Origin of the sequence: Algoriphagus sp. Y33 (assembly GCF_014838715.1) — a bacterium.
Lineage (GTDB): Bacteria > Bacteroidota > Bacteroidia > Cytophagales > Cyclobacteriaceae > Algoriphagus.
The window spans coordinates 434536-451773 of record NZ_CP061947.1 but is presented as its reverse complement, the minus strand read 5'-3'; the positions used below and the strand labels follow the sequence as shown (position 1 = coordinate 451773).

General features: G+C 43.0%; 12 protein-coding genes. 4 read left to right on the top strand and 8 right to left on the bottom strand.

Annotation, left to right across the window (positions count from 1 at the left end; translation table 11 throughout):
• Positions 1-169: 169 nt before the first annotated feature.
• Complete coding sequence (locus ID165_RS01805) at positions 170-1162, bottom strand: metallophosphoesterase family protein (RefSeq protein ID WP_192348700.1); 993 nt, start codon at positions 1160-1162, stop codon at positions 170-172.
• A 70-nt stretch (positions 1163-1232) separates the two neighbouring features.
• Positions 1233-2630, bottom strand: coding sequence for an alkaline phosphatase PhoX (locus ID165_RS01800; RefSeq protein ID WP_192348699.1), 1398 nt, complete (start codon positions 2628-2630; stop codon positions 1233-1235).
• A 286-nt stretch (positions 2631-2916) separates the two neighbouring features.
• Between ID165_RS01800 and ID165_RS01795 the strand changes: the two genes are divergently transcribed.
• The 3 genes from ID165_RS01795 (at position 2917) to ID165_RS01785 (ending at position 9266) form a co-directional block, all read left to right on the top strand.
• Positions 2917-3870, top strand: a complete 954-nt coding sequence (locus ID165_RS01795; protein ID WP_192348698.1) for a FecR family protein — start codon at positions 2917-2919, stop codon at positions 3868-3870.
• 91 nt (positions 3871-3961) lie between these two features.
• Positions 3962-7588: a SusC/RagA family TonB-linked outer membrane protein gene (locus ID165_RS01790; RefSeq protein WP_192348697.1), complete on the top strand. Its 3627-nt coding sequence runs from the start codon at positions 3962-3964 to the stop codon at positions 7586-7588.
• A gap of 37 nt (positions 7589-7625) precedes the next feature.
• On the top strand, positions 7626-9266 hold the full coding sequence (locus tag ID165_RS01785) for a SusD/RagB family nutrient-binding outer membrane lipoprotein (protein ID WP_192348696.1): 1641 nt from the start codon (positions 7626-7628) through the stop codon (positions 9264-9266).
• Between the two features lie 272 nt (positions 9267-9538).
• Here the strand turns inward: ID165_RS01785 and ID165_RS01780 are convergent, their stop codons facing one another.
• From ID165_RS01780 to ID165_RS01770, 3 genes are all read right to left on the bottom strand, one after another.
• Entirely contained in the window at positions 9539-10105 is a 567-nt protein-coding gene (locus tag ID165_RS01780; protein WP_192348695.1) for an RNA polymerase sigma factor, read from the bottom strand.
• A gap of 90 nt (positions 10106-10195) precedes the next feature.
• The gene (locus ID165_RS01775; RefSeq protein ID WP_192348694.1) at positions 10196-11044 is read right to left on the bottom strand and encodes a glycerophosphodiester phosphodiesterase family protein; all 849 of its coding nucleotides are present in this window, start codon (positions 11042-11044) and stop codon (positions 10196-10198) included.
• A gap of 144 nt (positions 11045-11188) precedes the next feature.
• The gene (locus ID165_RS01770; protein WP_192348693.1) at positions 11189-12511 is read right to left on the bottom strand and encodes a metallophosphoesterase family protein; all 1323 of its coding nucleotides are present in this window, start codon (positions 12509-12511) and stop codon (positions 11189-11191) included.
• A 133-nt stretch (positions 12512-12644) separates the two neighbouring features.
• Here ID165_RS01770 and ID165_RS01765 point away from each other — a divergent pair, with 133 nt between their 5' ends.
• Positions 12645-13982: a PhoPQ-activated pathogenicity-related family protein gene (locus ID165_RS01765; RefSeq protein ID WP_225586945.1), complete on the top strand. Its 1338-nt coding sequence runs from the start codon at positions 12645-12647 to the stop codon at positions 13980-13982.
• On the opposite strand, the gene ID165_RS01760 is transcribed toward ID165_RS01765, so the two are convergent.
• The 3 genes from ID165_RS01760 to ID165_RS01750 all read right to left on the bottom strand — a co-directional run bounded on the left by ID165_RS01760 (position 13931) and on the right by ID165_RS01750 (position 17149).
• Positions 13931-14350 carry a hypothetical protein gene (locus ID165_RS01760; RefSeq protein ID WP_192348691.1) on the bottom strand — a complete coding sequence of 140 codons (420 nt, stop codon included), beginning with the start codon at positions 14348-14350 and terminating at the stop codon, positions 13931-13933. The genes ID165_RS01765 and ID165_RS01760 overlap by 52 nt on opposite strands.
• A gap of 353 nt (positions 14351-14703) precedes the next feature.
• Complete coding sequence (locus ID165_RS01755; RefSeq protein ID WP_192348690.1) at positions 14704-15396, bottom strand: TrkA family potassium uptake protein; 693 nt, start codon at positions 15394-15396, stop codon at positions 14704-14706.
• Between the two features lie 7 nt (positions 15397-15403).
• On the bottom strand, positions 15404-17149 hold the full coding sequence (locus tag ID165_RS01750; RefSeq protein ID WP_192348689.1) for a TrkH family potassium uptake protein: 1746 nt from the start codon (positions 17147-17149) through the stop codon (positions 15404-15406).
• Positions 17150-17238 lie beyond the last annotated feature (89 nt).

Below are 17238 nucleotides of genomic sequence, written 5' to 3'. Positions count from 1 at the left end.
CGCCTTAGCCAAAAACTTAACATTGGAAATAATTATTCCCTCTGCCTCTGCCCCTGGGCTTAGTTTTTAATTGTTTCAGGAAATATGGTGTTTACTTAGGATAATCCTTGCTTTAGAAAGCCAAAAACCAAGGAAAGAATTCGAATCTAGCTAATATACTTATTATCAACTAGTCTCCAAATTCGCCAGGCCAGTTGCATTCAAGCTCTTTCACCCCATTCATATCCCGAATCCAGGTTTCAAACTCGCGCTTTCCCTTCTTCATAACAATCACCCTTCCTCCTGCCAAAGGATCCTCATCCGGATTCTTCATGATCTTGGTAACCCGCCCATAGCCCAATGCCAGCCCGTGGTGTACTCCTATGTAATCGTTGATATGATCATGTCCAACGAAAGTACCCATGACATCTCCTGCTTCCAGCATGGCAGCAAACATTCCTGTATTTATTTCCGGGCTGCATTCCTGTTCATTTTTAACTCCGACGGGTGGGTGTATTTTATTATTCCAGGCTTGTGAGTATTCAGGCAGCGGAATATGAAAAAATGCCAGCGCCGGCAAAGCGATGCCTCCGTTATTTTGAGTAAACCTCTTACTCATTTCTCTATACCACTGTACCTGAGAGAAATCAAACCAACCATATCCATCGACTTGTGGCTTCAGGGTACTCCTGTTGTTGGAATCCATAATGTAGATAAGTGCTTCCTCTTTGGATTGTTCTCCGGTCACCGGCAATACAAAATTTGAATTACCGTAGGCTTCCTCCTGGTCGTCATTCAGGCAATTAGGAAATTCAGCAAGAAACGCGGCTACTTCCCTTCTGCCCGCATTATGCTGGGATTCATGATTACCAAAAGCTACTACCCAGGGAAGGTCAAGCCCGGCAAACAGATCTTCAAACAATTGAAATGCCTCTTTAGGATCATCTTGGGTTACCACGTCCCCTGTCAATACGATCAGATCGGGTCTCTCCAGTTCAATTACACTTCGTATAATATCAAAAACCTCCAGGTTATGCTTTCCTGGGATATCCACATGCGTATCGGTAAACTGAACAATTTTAAAATCTCCTTTAGAATTGAAGGAAAGTGGGAGTTTTTGCTGCGCTTGAACATCGTATGAAAAAATAATTAAAAGCAGGAAAAGGGGTATTTTACTACGCATGGGAATATCATCGAAAGGAGGAATAAATAGAAATCATAAGATTCCGGCTAAAATGAAATGAAGTGCACAACTATCCTTTCCAAGGGCCTGTAATTGCCAATGTCAGTCCTGCATGTTGAATATTTACAAAAAGGGTTTTACCGCTGGGGGAAAAACAAGCTCCGGTCAATTCAGATTCGTATCCTACATTTAGCCCGAGATGATAGATTTCACCTTTTGGGGTAATTCCGATCAATCTAGGTCTGCTGTTATCTTCGCATAGGATAACATCTCCCCAGGGGGCCACCGTCAGGTTATCACAAGCTCTTAAAATATTTTTGTCATTGGGTTCAGCAAATAATTCCAGATATCCCCCTGTTTTTTCATTCCCTTTCTTCTCCTCATCAGAGGCAATGTATCTAAACACCTGCCCCTGCTTAGCCTTTCCTCCATTGGTACATGCGAAATACACTTCATCATTCCCATACCACATGCCTTCTCCCCTGGCAAAACGTGCTGCACCCTGATCAAAGCCTCTTAACCTCAGGTCATCTTCCTCAGGATCAATATTTTCCAGGTCAATCCAATCAACTTCAAGCTTATCCCCTATAGTCATTGTCTGGGCTTCCCAGTTACGTGTATCAAATCCTTTTTTGCCTTTAATGCTCAGGGCCTGAAGCTTTCCGCCTGCACGAAAGTTTCCCTGCTCTTTTGGGATAAACCGGTAAATAAGTCCATCTCCACGGTCCTCGGTGAGGTAGACGAAGCCACTGTCCGGATCCACTGCAACCGCTTCATGGTTAAACCTCCCCATCCCCTTAAGCGGAACAGGTTCAGCCAAAACAGCTGTATCAGAAACAGGCACCTCAAATACATACCCATGGTTATGTTCATTTACACCTTCCAGTTTACTGTCAAATGTCTCTTCACAGGTAAGCCATGAATTCCAAGGTGTGGGTCCACCCGCACAGTTTCTTATAGTCCCTGCTAATGAGAGGTACTGGTATTCTATTTCCTGTGTATCCTCATTGAATAAAAAAGTTGTGGTACCACCTAAGCTTGGATTTTTACCAAAGCCCCTGTCGTAAATAGCAGATTCGGGCAGATCCTGAAGTTTTGAATTATCTATTCCAAATGGACCGTTTTCAGGATCATCAGAAGAAATTTCATGATTTCTGATTACCCATACCTTTCCGTCTTTAGCACGGAATGCAGCCATGGCATCATTACGTCCGGGAGATAAAAAACCGTCATCCATAAGTTCTCCTGATCTGGATATGATTTTATAGGAAAAGCCTTTTGGAAGATTAAAAATCCCTTTGGAATCAGTTAGGAGAGGCCCGTACTGATCATATAACAAAGGGGCATTTCCTGCAAAGGCGGATGCGCCGCTAAAAGATTTAAGCCCCATGAAGCCTATACTGACCATTAATGAGTTTTTTAAAAATGACCTTCTTCCCGAAGTGTCTTGCTGCTGCTCCTCCTTCATAAGTATTAGTTACTAAGTAGTTTTTAAGATTTGTGCAATATTAGAATGAATACTTATTCTTAACATGAATCAAATATTACCCTTTTATGAAAAGAGATAGCCGGTTTTCCCTTCATATAGTAGTCCCAAAATAAACCTTTCAGATTCCTCGCCCTAAAATCCGCTTCACAAATCTTTAACTTTTTGATAATGCAATGGGACTAGTCCCTTTTACCATTCTCCAGTCATTTGTGTATAAAACCTAGGCGGGATGATACCCATCCTGTAAAATTTAAGGCAACAAATCATGGATCGATCAAAAAAGGAGATCAAAATACTGGTAGATAAATATTTGGAGGGGAGTATAAGCAAAACTGAGTTTGATCAGTTCCTAGTTGGATTGGACCATAAAGCTATTAGTCAGGTATATTCAGAGGTACTTAAATCAAATTTTGAAAAATCAATTGCCGACGCTTATCCAGAGCCTGCTAGCATACACAACCCCAAAGCAGACAAATCCTTTGTAGCCAACTATCCCAAGATTGCGGCAACTGTGATTCTTTTGATCTGTATAGCCGTGGTTGCCTTTAATTTCCTTCAGAACTCCAGCCAACAGGAAGTGATATCGTATGCAACTCCACAGGGAGAGCAACTCAATCTTGCGTTGCCTGATGGGTCTGAGGTAAGCCTGAATGTAGCCTCCAAATTGGAGCAACTCCCTTTTGAGGATCAAGTCAAGCGAGAAGTCAGATTAGAAGGTGAAGCCTATTTCCAAGTCGCTAAAGACAAGGTACATCCCTTTGAAATCCAGACCCAAGGTATAAACATTCTGGTGGTAGGAACAGCCTTCAATGTCAACTCTTACCCACAGGACAATACAATAGCGATAGCTGTCACCGAAGGGATTGTCAAAGTTTCCTTTCTGCAAGCAGGGAAGGCTATAGAAGAAAAGCTTACTCAAGGACAGCTGCTTACTGTAGATAAAACCTCCCAAAGTTATTCGATAAAAGATTCTGAGGATCCTGTATTCTGGAGAGAAAAGATTTTGTACTTCAACCATACGGATTTCTCCCAGGTAATCAATTCTCTGGAAAGATGGTATGACACAGATCTAGAGGTAACCGACCCCAGCCTCTATGAAATCAAGATCACCGGTCAGTTCAAAAACAAAAGGCTGGAAGAAGTAATCCAATCCATAGGATACCTGACTAACAGAGAATCAGAAATCTCAGAATCTATCAAAATACAACAATCACAGTGAACCAAAAGGAAACCACACCGGAGAGAATTTGACGAAGACCTCCGGCGTGGCAGTATGATCAAGTAGTACACCACTTAAACACACACAAAGTATGGAAATTACATTTACTAAAAAAAATCTCATCCCGCCAAGTAGCCTATGGTTATTACTGCTACTGCTATTGCCCCAATGGGCTGAAGCCGGTATGCACCGCAGTGAAAAAATAATAGAAATGCATCAGACCAATCTGAGTCTCAGGGAATTTATCACTGAAATTGAATCCCAGAGTGAATTCAAATTCATCTATGCAGATGGGGTTCATGAACTTTTGGGACAAAACATCAAGGTAAGCCCTAAAGCCACTGTCCGGCATCACTTGAAAACTGCAGAAACCTTCACTCCTTTTGAATTCAAAATAACCGGAGAGAATATACTGATCAGAAAATCCATTAAAAAGCAGGCGGCGATACCCGTTACAGGACTGGTACTGGATGAAGACAACCAGCCGTTGGTAGGCGCCACAGTTTTGATAAAGGGAAGTACCTCCGGGGTAGTCACAGGAATAGACGGTACTTTTAGCATTGATGTTCCTAACGGTCAAGCCATACTGGTATTTAGCTACATAGGGTTCGAACCTCAGGAAATTGTAGTCCATAACCAGTCGTATATCAAAGTAGTCTTACTTTCCTCCTTTGCCGACATGGAAGGCGTAGTAGTCACTGCTTTGGGCATTGAAAGAGACGAGCGCTCCTTGGGCTATTCGGTCGCAGAGGTAGGTGAAAACGCCTTTCAAAATGGAAGTCAAGACAATGCCTTACGGTCAATCGCAGGCAGAGTACCAGGTGTGAGTGTCAATTCTACCGGTGGGGCAGGCTCCTCCGTTAGTATGATTATCCGGGGTATATCCTCTTTGAGCGGGGATAATCAGCCTTTATTTGTAGTAGATGGTGTCCCTATAATCAATACCCTGAACAACGTGTCAGAAATCGGCGCAGACAATAAAGTGGATTATGGCAATGCCATTTCGGATTTGAATCCGGAAGACATAGAAAGTATGTCTATCCTAAAAGGTCCAAGTGCAGCTGCGCTTTATGGCTCCAGAGCCGGCAATGGAGTGGTATTGATCACCACAAAGTCAGGAAGAAAAGTCAACAATGTCACCGTGAGCGTTTCCTCCAACACGCTACTTGAAATCCCCTATAAATACCTGCCCTTCCACAGCAGATTTGCTACCGGCGTGCGGCCTTACACACCGGATAACAATCCCTATCCAGGAGGCCAACTGGTCATCGAAGAAGGATCTTCAGCAGGTGCAGGCCCCGAACTGGACAAAGGATATGAGGCCATCCAGTGGAACAGCCCTTTGGATGCCAATGGTAATCGCATCCCCACTCCCCTAGTCTCTCACCCCAATAATGTGTCTGATTTTGTACGCACAGGTGTCACCACAACTAACGGAGTATCCGTGGCAAATAACAATGAATTCATAAACTATAGGATCGGTTATACCAACCTCAGCAATTGGGGAATAGTCCCTAATTCAGATTTTGGCAGAGACAACCTATCTGTCAATACTACTTTAAGGATTGACCCTAAGCTGACCCTGAGTTCAAGCATAAATATCAACCAGACAGGGTCGGATAACCGCCCTGCCGGAAATAGAGGGGCGAACCCGCTAGAAGCAGCCTATAAAGTTTCGCCGCATATTGATATCAACGAGCTTCAATCTTACTGGGTGCCCGGACAGGAAGGAATCCAACAGCGCTCCCAGGCAATTGGTGATTATGACAACCCCTATTTTCTTGCCTACGAAGTAAACAACAGCTTTAAAAGAAACAGGGTGTTTGGTAACCTAGGTCTGGAATACCAATTCACAGAGAATTTTAAGGTAAAAGCCAGCTATATGTTGGATATGTATTCAGAGCGGAGAGAATCTAAAATCCCGATCAGCTATACTGCTGATCCCAATGGAGGATATGGCCTGATCAACCTGGACAGAATGGAAAGAAATGCAGACATCCTTGCCACCTATACCCAGGATTACGACAATTTTCACTTGACCCTATCAGCCGGTGGAAACCTCAGGTTCAACCGCAACAATGCTGTGCAGAATTCCACTAAGGCGGAAGGTTCGGGATTGATTGTACCTGGGGTATACACCCTCAGCAATACATCTGCAGACAACCTGATTTACAATTCATCTATTTCAGAAAAAGCCGTGAATAGTATTTACGGATTGGCAAACTTCGGTTTCAGGGATTTGATTTACCTGGATGTGACTGCCAGAAATGACTGGTCTTCTACTTTGCCGGAGGCCAATAGATCCTACTTCTATCCTTCTGCCTCACTCAGTTTGATCCTAAATGAAATGCTGGATATGGGCAGCTCCATAGACCTGCTGAAGCTTAGATCCGGATGGGCGCAGGTAGGTAATGATACCGATCCCTACAATCTGTATCAGGTACTTGCAAATAACGGAGAATGGGATAGCCAAACCAGGCTGACCGTACCTGACAACCTCAAGACACCTGACCTGAAACCGGAAATTTCCACTTCCTATGAACTTGGATTGGAATTGATCGCTTTTCAAAACCGCCTACGCTTTGACCTGACCTATTTTAACACAGACAATAAAAACCAGATCCTTCCTGTCACCTTGCCATCCTCTTCCGGCTTCACCTCCAAATTCGTCAATGCCGGTTTGGTAAACAGCAAAGGCTGGGAAGTAATGTTAGGATTAACCCCTTTGAAAACAGCCGACTTTACACTGGATCTGAACTTTAACTACTCCAAATATAGGAGCCGAATCGTAGAGCTGACAGACGAAGTGGATGTATTCTACCTATGGTCAGACTCACGGGGCGGGGCTTGGACCTATGTGGGAGATGAGATCGGTGACATTTATGACCGGGGATTGGTAACCGTGGAAGACAGGGAATCCCCTTACTTCGGCTACCCTATCCTGGATGAAGACGGCAGCTGGCAAGCAGTCAATCAGGCATCTGCGAAAAACAAAATAGGAAATTTCAACCCGGATTTCCTTGCAGGAATGCAGGTAAACATGAGCTACAAACGCTTTTCGCTAAGCTTGAATTTTGATATGAGATTAGGCGGGGATTTCGTATCCCAAACGTTCCGATATTCTGAATCCGACCTTAAAACCCAACGTTGGCTGGATCAGATAATCAATCCAAACGGACTTTCGGGAGATGCCCTTCGGGACTATCTGGTAGCCAACCAGGATAAGTTTATCACCGATGGCCTCAATGTGGTGGGTGGTCCTACCGCAGAAAGTGGAGGATTTCCGTTTGATTACAATGTCACTGTGAACGATGGTGTATTTAACCCGGGGGTAATCGCCCAGTACAATGAGGAAGGAAATATTATAGGCTACACAGAGAATCTGGGCGGAGAAGGCACCAAATACATTCCATATGCAGATAATTATCCTTGGAGTTTTTTCAAACCTGCAACATTCGATGCTTCCTATATCAAGCTAAGGGAAGCCGCCATTAATTACCAGCTGCCAGTGGAGTTTGTCAATAGACTAAAAATGAAGTCCATCAATGTAGGCTTGTACACCAGCAACCTTATTCTATGGACCAAAGCAAAAGTAGGAATCGATCCCGAAAATGCATTCCAGCCAGAAGCAAACGGAACCTTCAAACAAGGGATAGAGCGGTACAATGTCAATCCTTGGGTCATTCCGGTAGGATTTAAAATCAATGCATCTTTCTAATCGACGAGACTATTTTGGACATCAGATAATTCCTAAAATGAAAAACTACATAAAACATATCAGTGCTTTTGCCATGGGCTTGATCCTCTCAGGATCAATGACAGCATGCAAGGACTTGACCGAAACCAATATCAATCCAAACGGGGTGGAATCCACGGCTGTACACCCCAACCTATTGCTGACTACCGTTCTTTCCAACACCGCTACCTCAGATGTTAATCTGGGATTTGGGGACATTGCAGGAGTGATGCAGCATACGCAAAAAGACGCCTGGTTTACCGGCCACAACAACTTTGAATGGAGTAATCAGAGCTGGACGGGCAATTACAGCATTCTGGAAGATGTCAAAATGATGGAGCAGCGGGCTGAAGCTCTGGAACTACCCTTCTATGTGGGTGTAGCAAAGGTGATGAATGCATACCATTTTGCCAGGATTGCCGACCTATGGGGAGATGCTCCTTATATGGACGCGGTGAGTGGTGATCAGGGAGGCGAACAATACCTCTTGCCTGCATTTGACTCGCAGCAAGAGATCTATGAAGGCGTGATAGAGGAATTAAAAGAGGCAAATGATATATTGGCAGCATTAGGCACATTTGAGGCTACTCCACAGGATATACTATTCCGCGGCAATGTGCTGAAGTGGAGACAATTCGCCAATTCTCTCCGGTTGAGACTTTACCTGAGGGTTTCAGAGAAAATGCCTGATATGGCCAGTCAGGGAATGCTGGAAATACTCAATGATGCGTCTCGCTACCCAATCATTACAGATGCATCAGATGATGCGGCCATTTCTTTCCCTGGTGGCACTTCAGCCAACTCCTGGCCTTCCAATACAGAATTTGACGGCTCTAACGGCAGCAACTACCGCAGGATAAAAATGTGTGCTACACTCGTAGAGGTACTGCAGTCCCTGAATGACAACAGAATCTCAGTATGGGCTGAAAAAGTTCAGGTTCCGATTGTACTCGATGAGTCCTTACCGGCCGGAACAGATGAAATCATAGACGGTAAACGATACATATCAGCAGATATAGCAGTCGGAAAAACAGTTGATACCGACCCTGAGTATGTTGGTATTCCTCCTGCAGTTTCCAATATACCAAGTGAGTACAACCTCAATCCTACTCCAGGCCAGCAATCCTACAACCCGCACGTATCCTTTATCAGTGAACGATACACTGCGCCTTCAGGAGCATTGCTAAAGGCAAGACTGCTGAGTGCGGCCGAAGTTCACTTCATCTTAGCTGAAGCCAGTTTATCAGGTCTGGTGAATGCAGGATCTGCAAAAGATCATTATGAAGCCGGGGTTAAAGCATCCTTTGAGGCTTGGGACTTGGAAAATGATTTTGATGAATACATTAATGGGGAAGCCGCTTTTGACAATAGTCTGGAGCAGATTATGACCCAAAAATGGATTGCTTCATGGACTGCATCCACAGAATCCTGGTTTGATTACAGAAGAACGGGATATCCTGAGCTTGTAGCAGGACCTGCAGCTATCCGTAGCGTGCTTCCCGTCCGCTTTTATTATATGCAGGATGAATTGACCATCAACGAGAAAAATGCCAGTGAAGCAGTAAGCCGCTTGGAAACTACCCAATTTTCCCAAGCTGATGATAAAAACAGTGCATGGTCCAAGTTCTGGTTGCTTCAAGGCACCGGAAAACCATGGTAATCCCATTGCCCGGATTTATGGTTTCAGGGTAATATTCGAGTCTATTTGACAAAGAACAGGCTGCCCCATTCAGTTGGGTGCAGCCTGTTTGCTTTTAGAATGCTTTGCGATTAAAGAGCTGTTTGATCAGCCAACCATCAAGAGCTCTTGGTAATAGTAGTGGGAAGGAAGTAAATGTTTGCTAAGACATGCCAGCTCTTGCAATCCCGGAGAAAATCCCTGGGTAATCGCGGGGCTTGCAAAAAACTCGGAAAATTACAAAAGCCTACTTCTCAAAATAAAAAGTAGAACATCAGTATCAGTCCGTTGACCAGTTCTGACCGCAGTCGTTTTTTGATCTGTACAAGATGGTTTTTGACGGTATTGGCAGAAATATTTAATGTTTCTCCAATTTCATCGTAAGACTGGTTTTTATCGTACTTCAGACTTACGATTCGCTGCTTATGTTCAGATAATTCGGATATGGCTTTTTCCAGCTTTTCGAAATTCATCCCCTGCTGCTCCATGCTATCCTTTTCATAGGGCTGATCCTGGATTTTCTGCCAAAGTTCCTCTGTTCCCTGCTCGGTTTTCTTAAGTTCTTTAAGTCTGTCAAAGGCTTTATTCCTCAGGCATATAAACAGGAAATTCTGGACATCTTCGATCTTGTCAAGACTTCCCCGTTTTTCCCAAAGCTGAATAAAGACATCCTGGGTGATGTTCTCTGCTTCCTCCCTGTCCTTTACCAGCTTTACCACCAAATCCACGGCACCATGCCAATACCTTTCATAGGTTTTGGAAAAAGACTTTTCGTCAATGACTTCTATGCGATGGGAACTACCAAAAAGTATAGATTTCATGGCCTTGGCTTAAAATCGAAATTACAGATTATCCTATCCAAAGTATTTAAGCCAGTATTAAGAATGGGTGAAGTAACAAAGATGCCTTGGCTATTTACCTTTTTTCAGGCCTATCGCATTCCTATTCTCTTTAATCCTAACCCAAAGTTTCGGAAGGTCTGTCTGAACCAAGGAAGCTCCATTTTCCACCAACTTATGTGAAAGTGGTGAATCTGGATTTACCCGAAGTTCATCATCCACAGATCCCAAAGAATTGATCCAGATCCGAAGGCCGTACTTTTTCGCCTCCAGCATAGTTTTGGGAGTATTGAAACCAGGGTCAATGTGTACAATCACAGGGGTCAGTTTTTTATTAGCCTTTCTTATTTGTGCGGTTTTGTATAGCCTGGGCATCAGGAAAGCATCTGGGAGTTTGGCTTTGATTTCCCTGAGGACTTGCCAATCCGAATCAAAAAAGATGACTTCATCCAGCACATCCATCTTATTTACCACCGCAATCACTTCCTCTACCCTATCGGTTTTCAGATCCAGATCCACCATGATTTTACCTTTGGTCAGTGCCAGGGCTTCCTGTAGCGTAGGTATAGCTATGCCGGAATCTTTTCCTTCAAACAATAAGGTGATGCTTTGGAGGTCAGTGCTCTCCAACTTTTCTATGTCCCCGGATCCTATGGTGGTACGGTCTATGGACTGGTCATGCATTAGATACACGATTCCGTCTGTGGTCACCCGCACGTCTATTTCAACAATATCCACTCCCATATCTATTGCTTCCTGTATGGCTTGGAGACTATTTTCAGGGTGACTGTGATGTGCGGCACGGTGTGCGACAACCAGAAGTTCATCCGTATAGAGCAGTTTGTCCCGGATTTGTTCTACCTGAGAAAATGCATCTAACTGTATGAGGAATAAGAAAACTACTGTAAGTATTAATTTCACGTGTTTATAATTTGATTTTCAATGGCCATATAGCCTGTCCCGAACTCGATTCGGGAGAATCTCGCATGGCTTATAATCACCCCAGTGTGCGACGTTCTTCGTCATGCTCGATTTCATAAGAATAAAAGCTTTCTATTCGCTTTGTCATTTCCTCTGAAGTCTTTCTGGGGTGTCGGGAATATTGTTTACCACTGTATTTCCACCTTGGGAATCTTTGTGAATCTCAAAGGAATCATAAAGTTCGCCGAGGGCAGTGTACGTTTTAAAGCTGAGCACATCTTTGGTTACCTTTATCCACTGATAGGTCTGTGTGCCATAGGCTTTTCGCTCCATCCAGGCATCTGCTTTGACCTCATACATTTTCGGCCCAGCCACGGATACCACATAGACAGTCCCTTTTCCGAAATCCAACTTCCCGTTTTCTTCAAAAGCCCTACCCCGTGCATAGGCATGGTCATGCCCCTGTATAGCCAGATCCACCTTGAACTCCTGCAAAATCGGCCGGATATAATCGATCATTTTATCGTGATAGCGGTCTGGTGCAGTGGCATAAACCGGATAATGAAACGTGATCACCGTCCACTTTCGGGGATTTTCAGTCAGGATTGTTCTCAACCAATCCATCTGCGCTTTTCTGTAACGTGGTGATTCATCGATCTGCTCTCCGTCCAGAGAAATAATCTTAAGCTCCGGAAAATTCACCTCATAGGTAGTTTCCTCCAGCCCCTCCGGACCATTTATAGGTAAGTTGAACTGGGCATTCCAGTGAGGAGTTAGTGTTGCTGGATTTTTGGAAAATTCATGATTGCCGGGAGTCATCATCGATGGGATGGTGGCGTGAATCCATTGTCCTGCCTCAAACCACCCGCCCCATTCGAAGTCTGCGCTTTCATGGTTGACCAGATCGCCTGCATACACGGTAAAATCCATTTTGGGCAGGTTGATGACCGCTTCGCGGAAAACCCTGCTGAACATCGCTACCACCTCATTCTGTACATCTCCGAAATACAGAAAATTCACTTCCTGGTCATCCTCAGGAATGGTGAACTGGAACCATTCACTCCAGAATTCTCCTCCACCCACCCGGTACACATAACTGGTTCCCGGCTCTAATCCAGTCAATTTTACCTGATGATAGTTAGCATGAATGGTAGGCTCCTCATCCTGTTGGGAAACCAGTGTTTCGGTGACTGCCTTGATCTGTTCGGTATTATCACGGAATTCCGGTCCGGACGTAGCTTTGGCAACTTCCAGATGAGATACTACATGCGTGGTATCCGTCCGCCAGTTCACATGTATTGACTCCAGTGGATTTTCAGAAAGATTCAAAATGATCCGGTCTGGTCTTGCACTTGGCAAAAGATACGAATCGGGATTTATAGAAGATTTATTCTGAGAAAAAGCCAGAATTGGGCACACAAAAACCAGTGCCAAAAACATTCGCTTTAGCAGACATAATTTACTCATTATCAATTTTTTAATAGTTATTTTCTAAGTTTTAATTAGCTTTGGATATAGGTTTCTAACATAGCTTTTGTTCATACTAAAGACTACAATGGTCTGATTTCAGGCTATTGATTTATGTTAATTTTATATGAAAATGAAGAGAAATATTCTTAATGTGCTGGCACTGTTGGTGCTGGTTTTTATTGCGAAGCCACTACAGGCTCAAAGTACCAAGACTGCCTTGTCGGATTTTCTGGCAAAAGACAATTCTGCATTCGATTTTGTAATGAAAGACAGCCTCCAGCATCAGGGTGTCACCCAATATGAGCTGGAACTCACCTCGCAGGAATGGAAGGGCATGGTATGGAAGCATCGCTTGGTGATACTAAAACCAACACAACTCAGTTCCGACAAAGCCTTACTTTATATAGGAGGTGGGAAAACAGAACAGGGCATTCCTGTTATGCGCGATCGAGACGATGCCATCGTTAAAAATATGGGGAAGATTGCGGCTGAAAATCAAAGCATAGTCGCACTTGTGTTTCAGGTGCCAAACCAGCCCATCTTTGAGGGGAAGACCGAGGATGAGATTATTTCCTATACCCTGCATCAGTTTCAGCAGACTGGAGATGTGGAATGGCCGGCATTGTTTCCCATGGTCAGGTCAGCAGTCTCTGCCATGGATGCGGTGGCTGATTTTAGCAAAAAGAAGTTCGGTATTCCTGTTGAAACATTTACCCTTACCGGACTTTCCAAAAGAGGCTGGACCACTTGGCTCACCGGATCTCAGGATGTGAGAGTGACCGGCATCGCCCCAATGGTGATCGATGTATTGAATATGCCAATTAGCTTGCAATATCAGATTGAGACGTGGTCTGACTACAGCCCAGAGATCCAAGATTATGTTGATTTGGGAATACCCCAGCAGGCAAGCAGTGCCATTGGAAAAGCAACATTGGATATGGTAGACCCTTACTCCTACCGGGATAAACTGACCGTTCCAAAGTTGATTTTTATCGGCACCAATGATCCTTACTGGCCGGTGGATGCGGTAAAAAACTACATTGACAGCATTCCGGGGCAGAACAACCTGATCTATATCCCAAATGCGGGACATGATCTGGGAGATGGAAAAGTGGCTTTTCAGGCACTAGGGGCATTTGTATCCTATCAAAATACCGGTAAATCTCTTCCCGAAGTTTCCTCCACATTTACTTCCGGTAAAAACAAGAAACTGATGCTTCGAGTCAAGGCATCAGAAACCCCGGTAAAGGTGGAACTCTGGGAGGCTGAATCAATAGAGGACAAAGATTTTAGAGATGAAAAATGGAAGTCAAACAAGTTAGATTACAATTCCGATAATAAAATTTCCTTGCCCAAAAAAGGGCAGAAGGCATTCTACATTGCGTATTACTTCAGGTCGCCCACTGGGAAAGCCTATTATGTCAGCAGTAGGATGTTCAGAGCGGACAGTTCCGGTTTGGTGGAGTAATTCAAAAACAAAGGAATTATAAAACTATAGCCCTGAGTGTTGTCCATTGAACAACGGAATGATTTTCTACAAAAAACGATCAAGGTTAACATTTGGGTCATTCCGAGTAAAAACTCATATTTAATATCAATCACACCTTCATGCTTCTGTGCCGGATATTCAGTAATTTTCTCATTTCCACCTGAAAGATGTCCTGCATCCTGCTTGATCTGAAGGTAATTTCGCTGTACAATACCATTTCCCAGCTTTCGGATTTCAGGAATAGACACATAATTTCCCCGTTCCTTTTTCAGTCCTTGATGATCATTGATAATCTCTGAATGAAAGGCTTTTAGACTCAGCTTGCAGCCCTGGTTAGCTGCTACCATCCCTACAAATTCACTGTGACTAAAAAGTCACACATTGGGATGATTATAAGCCATGCGAGATTCCATATGACCATTGAAAATCAAATTATAAACAGATGAATATCCGCATGAATGCACGTACTAGAATTATGTCTGGTGCTGCCTGAAAAAATTCCCCCTTTCCCTATTTTAGAAAGGGGGAATTGTCAAATTTGAACTTCTCGCATTAATTCAAAGTACATATATGCAGTTAAGCGGATACACATATAAAAACATGAAAAGTGAATTTGTAGAGAGGCAAAGAGCGAGAAAACGGCCAATAAAGAAAACGTCTTAAGTAGGAGCACCAAAGATTCTTAATTATAATATTCAACTCAAATCTTCTCAAACTTCAAAAACTCTTTGATGTGCTTATTAGAACCATACAGAACCAAAACATCAGTAACCTCCAGCTTTTGATCCGGTGTTGCCAATCCCTGAATATTCAATTCAGTCTGTTTGGATCCCAGAAGACTCTTTACTTCGTGCTGTTTCATGATTGTCAGCACCAGCAGGTTAAACTTGCTCCGAAAGCCAATTTCCCTGATCGTCATTCCAACGTATTCCCGTGGTACTTTTGCTTCAACAATACTGAAATGTGCATTCAGTTCAAATGAATCCACTACATTTTTAATGCAAAGTTTTTTTGACCACCTTTCCGCAGTTTCTTCTTCCGGATGGACTATTTCATCTACGCCTATTGCTTTCAGGACTTTTTCGTGAAGCGGATTAATCGCCCTGCTGATCAGCCGCTTTACTTCCATATTTTTAAAGATAGCAGTGGACATAATATTGGCTCCCTGATCTTCCCCAATTGCCACAATTACTATATCAGTTTCCTCCAGAGGTAATCCCGACACGGTGAACTCGTCTGTGGCATCCATGCAGATCGTATGGGAGATTTTTTCTTTATACAGATCCACCTTCTCCATTCTGGTATCAATGCCGATCACTTCATTTCCCTGAGCTGTCAATTTTTGAGAAAGGGAAGCACCAAAGTTTCCAAGACCTACTACGATATACTTCATTTAACTTCTAGTTTATTGTAATTTCTTCTGTTGGGTAGCGATAATTTTTATGCTTCACTTTATTGAAAACGGCAATAATGATAGACAACATGCTCACCCTACCCACAAACATAATGACGATAAGGATCAATCTACTAGGTTGCGATAAATCTGCTGTAATACCCAGACTTAATCCCACAGTACTATAGGCCGAAAAACATTCAAATGCGATATCCTTTAAATTTTTTTCACTGTCGAATATGGAAATAAGCATAATGCCTAATCCAATAACAATCAAAGAAAGAGAAATTGTGGCAAAGGCTCTTTTAACTGAAATGTCAGCAATTTCCCTTCTGAAAACCTCCAGTCTGGTTTTCCCTCTTCCAAGGCTTAAAATGTTTAATGTAGCGATCGCAAACGTACTCGTCTTGATACCCCCACCCGTGGAGACCGGGGATGCCCCTATCCACATCAGTAGGAAAACCATCATCGTGGTTGGAAAGAGCATCGCAGCGGTGTCTATTGAGTTAAATCCTGCAGTTCTGGGGGTCGTCGCTCCAAATAAGGCGGTAACAATTTTGCCAAACCAATTATGTCCTTCCAGTGTATTATGATATTCCAAAACGAAAAATAGCACAAAGGCGATCAGGGAAATACTTACAGTGGTAATTAAGTTGATCCTACTGTTGATAGTTAACACCCACGGCCTGGATTCAAAATTCTTATTCTTGAATAAAACCCTTCTTGATTTATACTTCAGATAGTTTAAAATATTTGAAACAATAGAAAACCCAAGTCCACCCAATACAAACGTGGCAATAATTATGAGGTGAAGAACATAATTATATTTAAATCCTGTCTCATACAAGCTGTTTGGCAAGGTTGAAAAACCGGCATTGCAAAAAGCGGAAATAGCATGAAACTCAGAGAAAAAGACCTTACTTAAATGGGGAGGGAAATTCTGGGCATCCAAACTAAAAAAAATCAAAACTGCGGAGAAAAATTCAATTCCAAAGGTAATCAAGATAACATTTTTCAGGGTTGAGTAAACCTCTCCCAATTTCTTCGAATTGTTCATATCTCCCAGCACCAACTGGTTTTCATAAGTTGCACCACCACTAAAAAAATAACTGAAATAACTGGCGAATGTCAATATACCCAATCCCCCTATCTGTATAAGAAACATGATAATCACTTGCCCGAACTCTGTAAAATAGCTTCCTGTGTCCACCACAATCAATCCAGTTACGCAAACAGCACTGGTAGAAGTAAAAAGAGCATCCACAAAGGATAATCCTTCATGGGTGGCGTTTGGCAGCATCAGCATTCCTGCACCAAAAAGGATGATCAGGAAAAAACTCCCGACAAACAATTGCGCCGGATTCAAGAAAGTCCTGTTATAGACTACTTTTAATTCAGAAAATTCCCTGATGAATGTGGCAAGGACTGCTATGCGAACCCAAATTGGGTTCTCCAGTAGTAAATCCGTTTCAAACGGAACTCCCACAAATAAGTACATGTAATAAATCCACAGGGTAAATCCAATGGAAAGTAAATCAAAAACGAATACTTTCTTCCTGATTTGTCTGTTCTTGCTGAGATACCGGGAGACGGTCGAAATAATACCTACGGCCAAAACAAAAAAGAAAAATCCATCAAAGAAACGCTGGGTTGATCTTACCTGAAAAAAACCAAAATCAGAAATGATGGCAAAAATCCCCAGGGTGCTAATCCAAAATGCAATTCTGTTTAAATACTTCAAATCGAATTTCATTCGCCAAAGGTATTTAATCATCAGAATTTTCCAACGGCCAAAACATTGGCAAATTACCCGATAAGCATAGTCCTATGCAGGGAAATGAA

Bases quoted from the DNA above. Each gene is read 5' to 3' on its own strand.
- ID165_RS01805 (WP_192348700.1), bottom strand. From the start codon at position 1,162: ATGCGTAGTAAAATACCCCTTTTCCTGCTTTTAATTATTTTTTCATAC.
- ID165_RS01800 (WP_192348699.1), bottom strand. From the start codon at position 2,630: ATGAAGGAGGAGCAGCAGCAAGACACTTCGGGAAGAAGGTCATTTTTA.
- ID165_RS01795 (WP_192348698.1), top strand. From the start codon at position 2,917: ATGGATCGATCAAAAAAGGAGATCAAAATACTGGTAGATAAATATTTG.
- ID165_RS01790 (WP_192348697.1), top strand. From the start codon at position 3,962: ATGGAAATTACATTTACTAAAAAAAATCTCATCCCGCCAAGTAGCCTA.
- ID165_RS01785 (WP_192348696.1), top strand. From the start codon at position 7,626: ATGAAAAACTACATAAAACATATCAGTGCTTTTGCCATGGGCTTGATC.
- ID165_RS01780 (WP_192348695.1), bottom strand. From the start codon at position 10,105: ATGAAATCTATACTTTTTGGTAGTTCCCATCGCATAGAAGTCATTGAC.
- ID165_RS01770 (WP_192348693.1), bottom strand. From the start codon at position 12,511: ATGAGTAAATTATGTCTGCTAAAGCGAATGTTTTTGGCACTGGTTTTT.
- ID165_RS01765 (WP_225586945.1), top strand. From the start codon at position 12,645: ATGAAGAGAAATATTCTTAATGTGCTGGCACTGTTGGTGCTGGTTTTT.
- ID165_RS01760 (WP_192348691.1), bottom strand. From the start codon at position 14,350: ATGGTAGCAGCTAACCAGGGCTGCAAGCTGAGTCTAAAAGCCTTTCAT.
- ID165_RS01755 (WP_192348690.1), bottom strand. From the start codon at position 15,396: ATGAAGTATATCGTAGTAGGTCTTGGAAACTTTGGTGCTTCCCTTTCT.
- ID165_RS01750 (WP_192348689.1), bottom strand. From the start codon at position 17,149: ATGAAATTCGATTTGAAGTATTTAAACAGAATTGCATTTTGGATTAGC.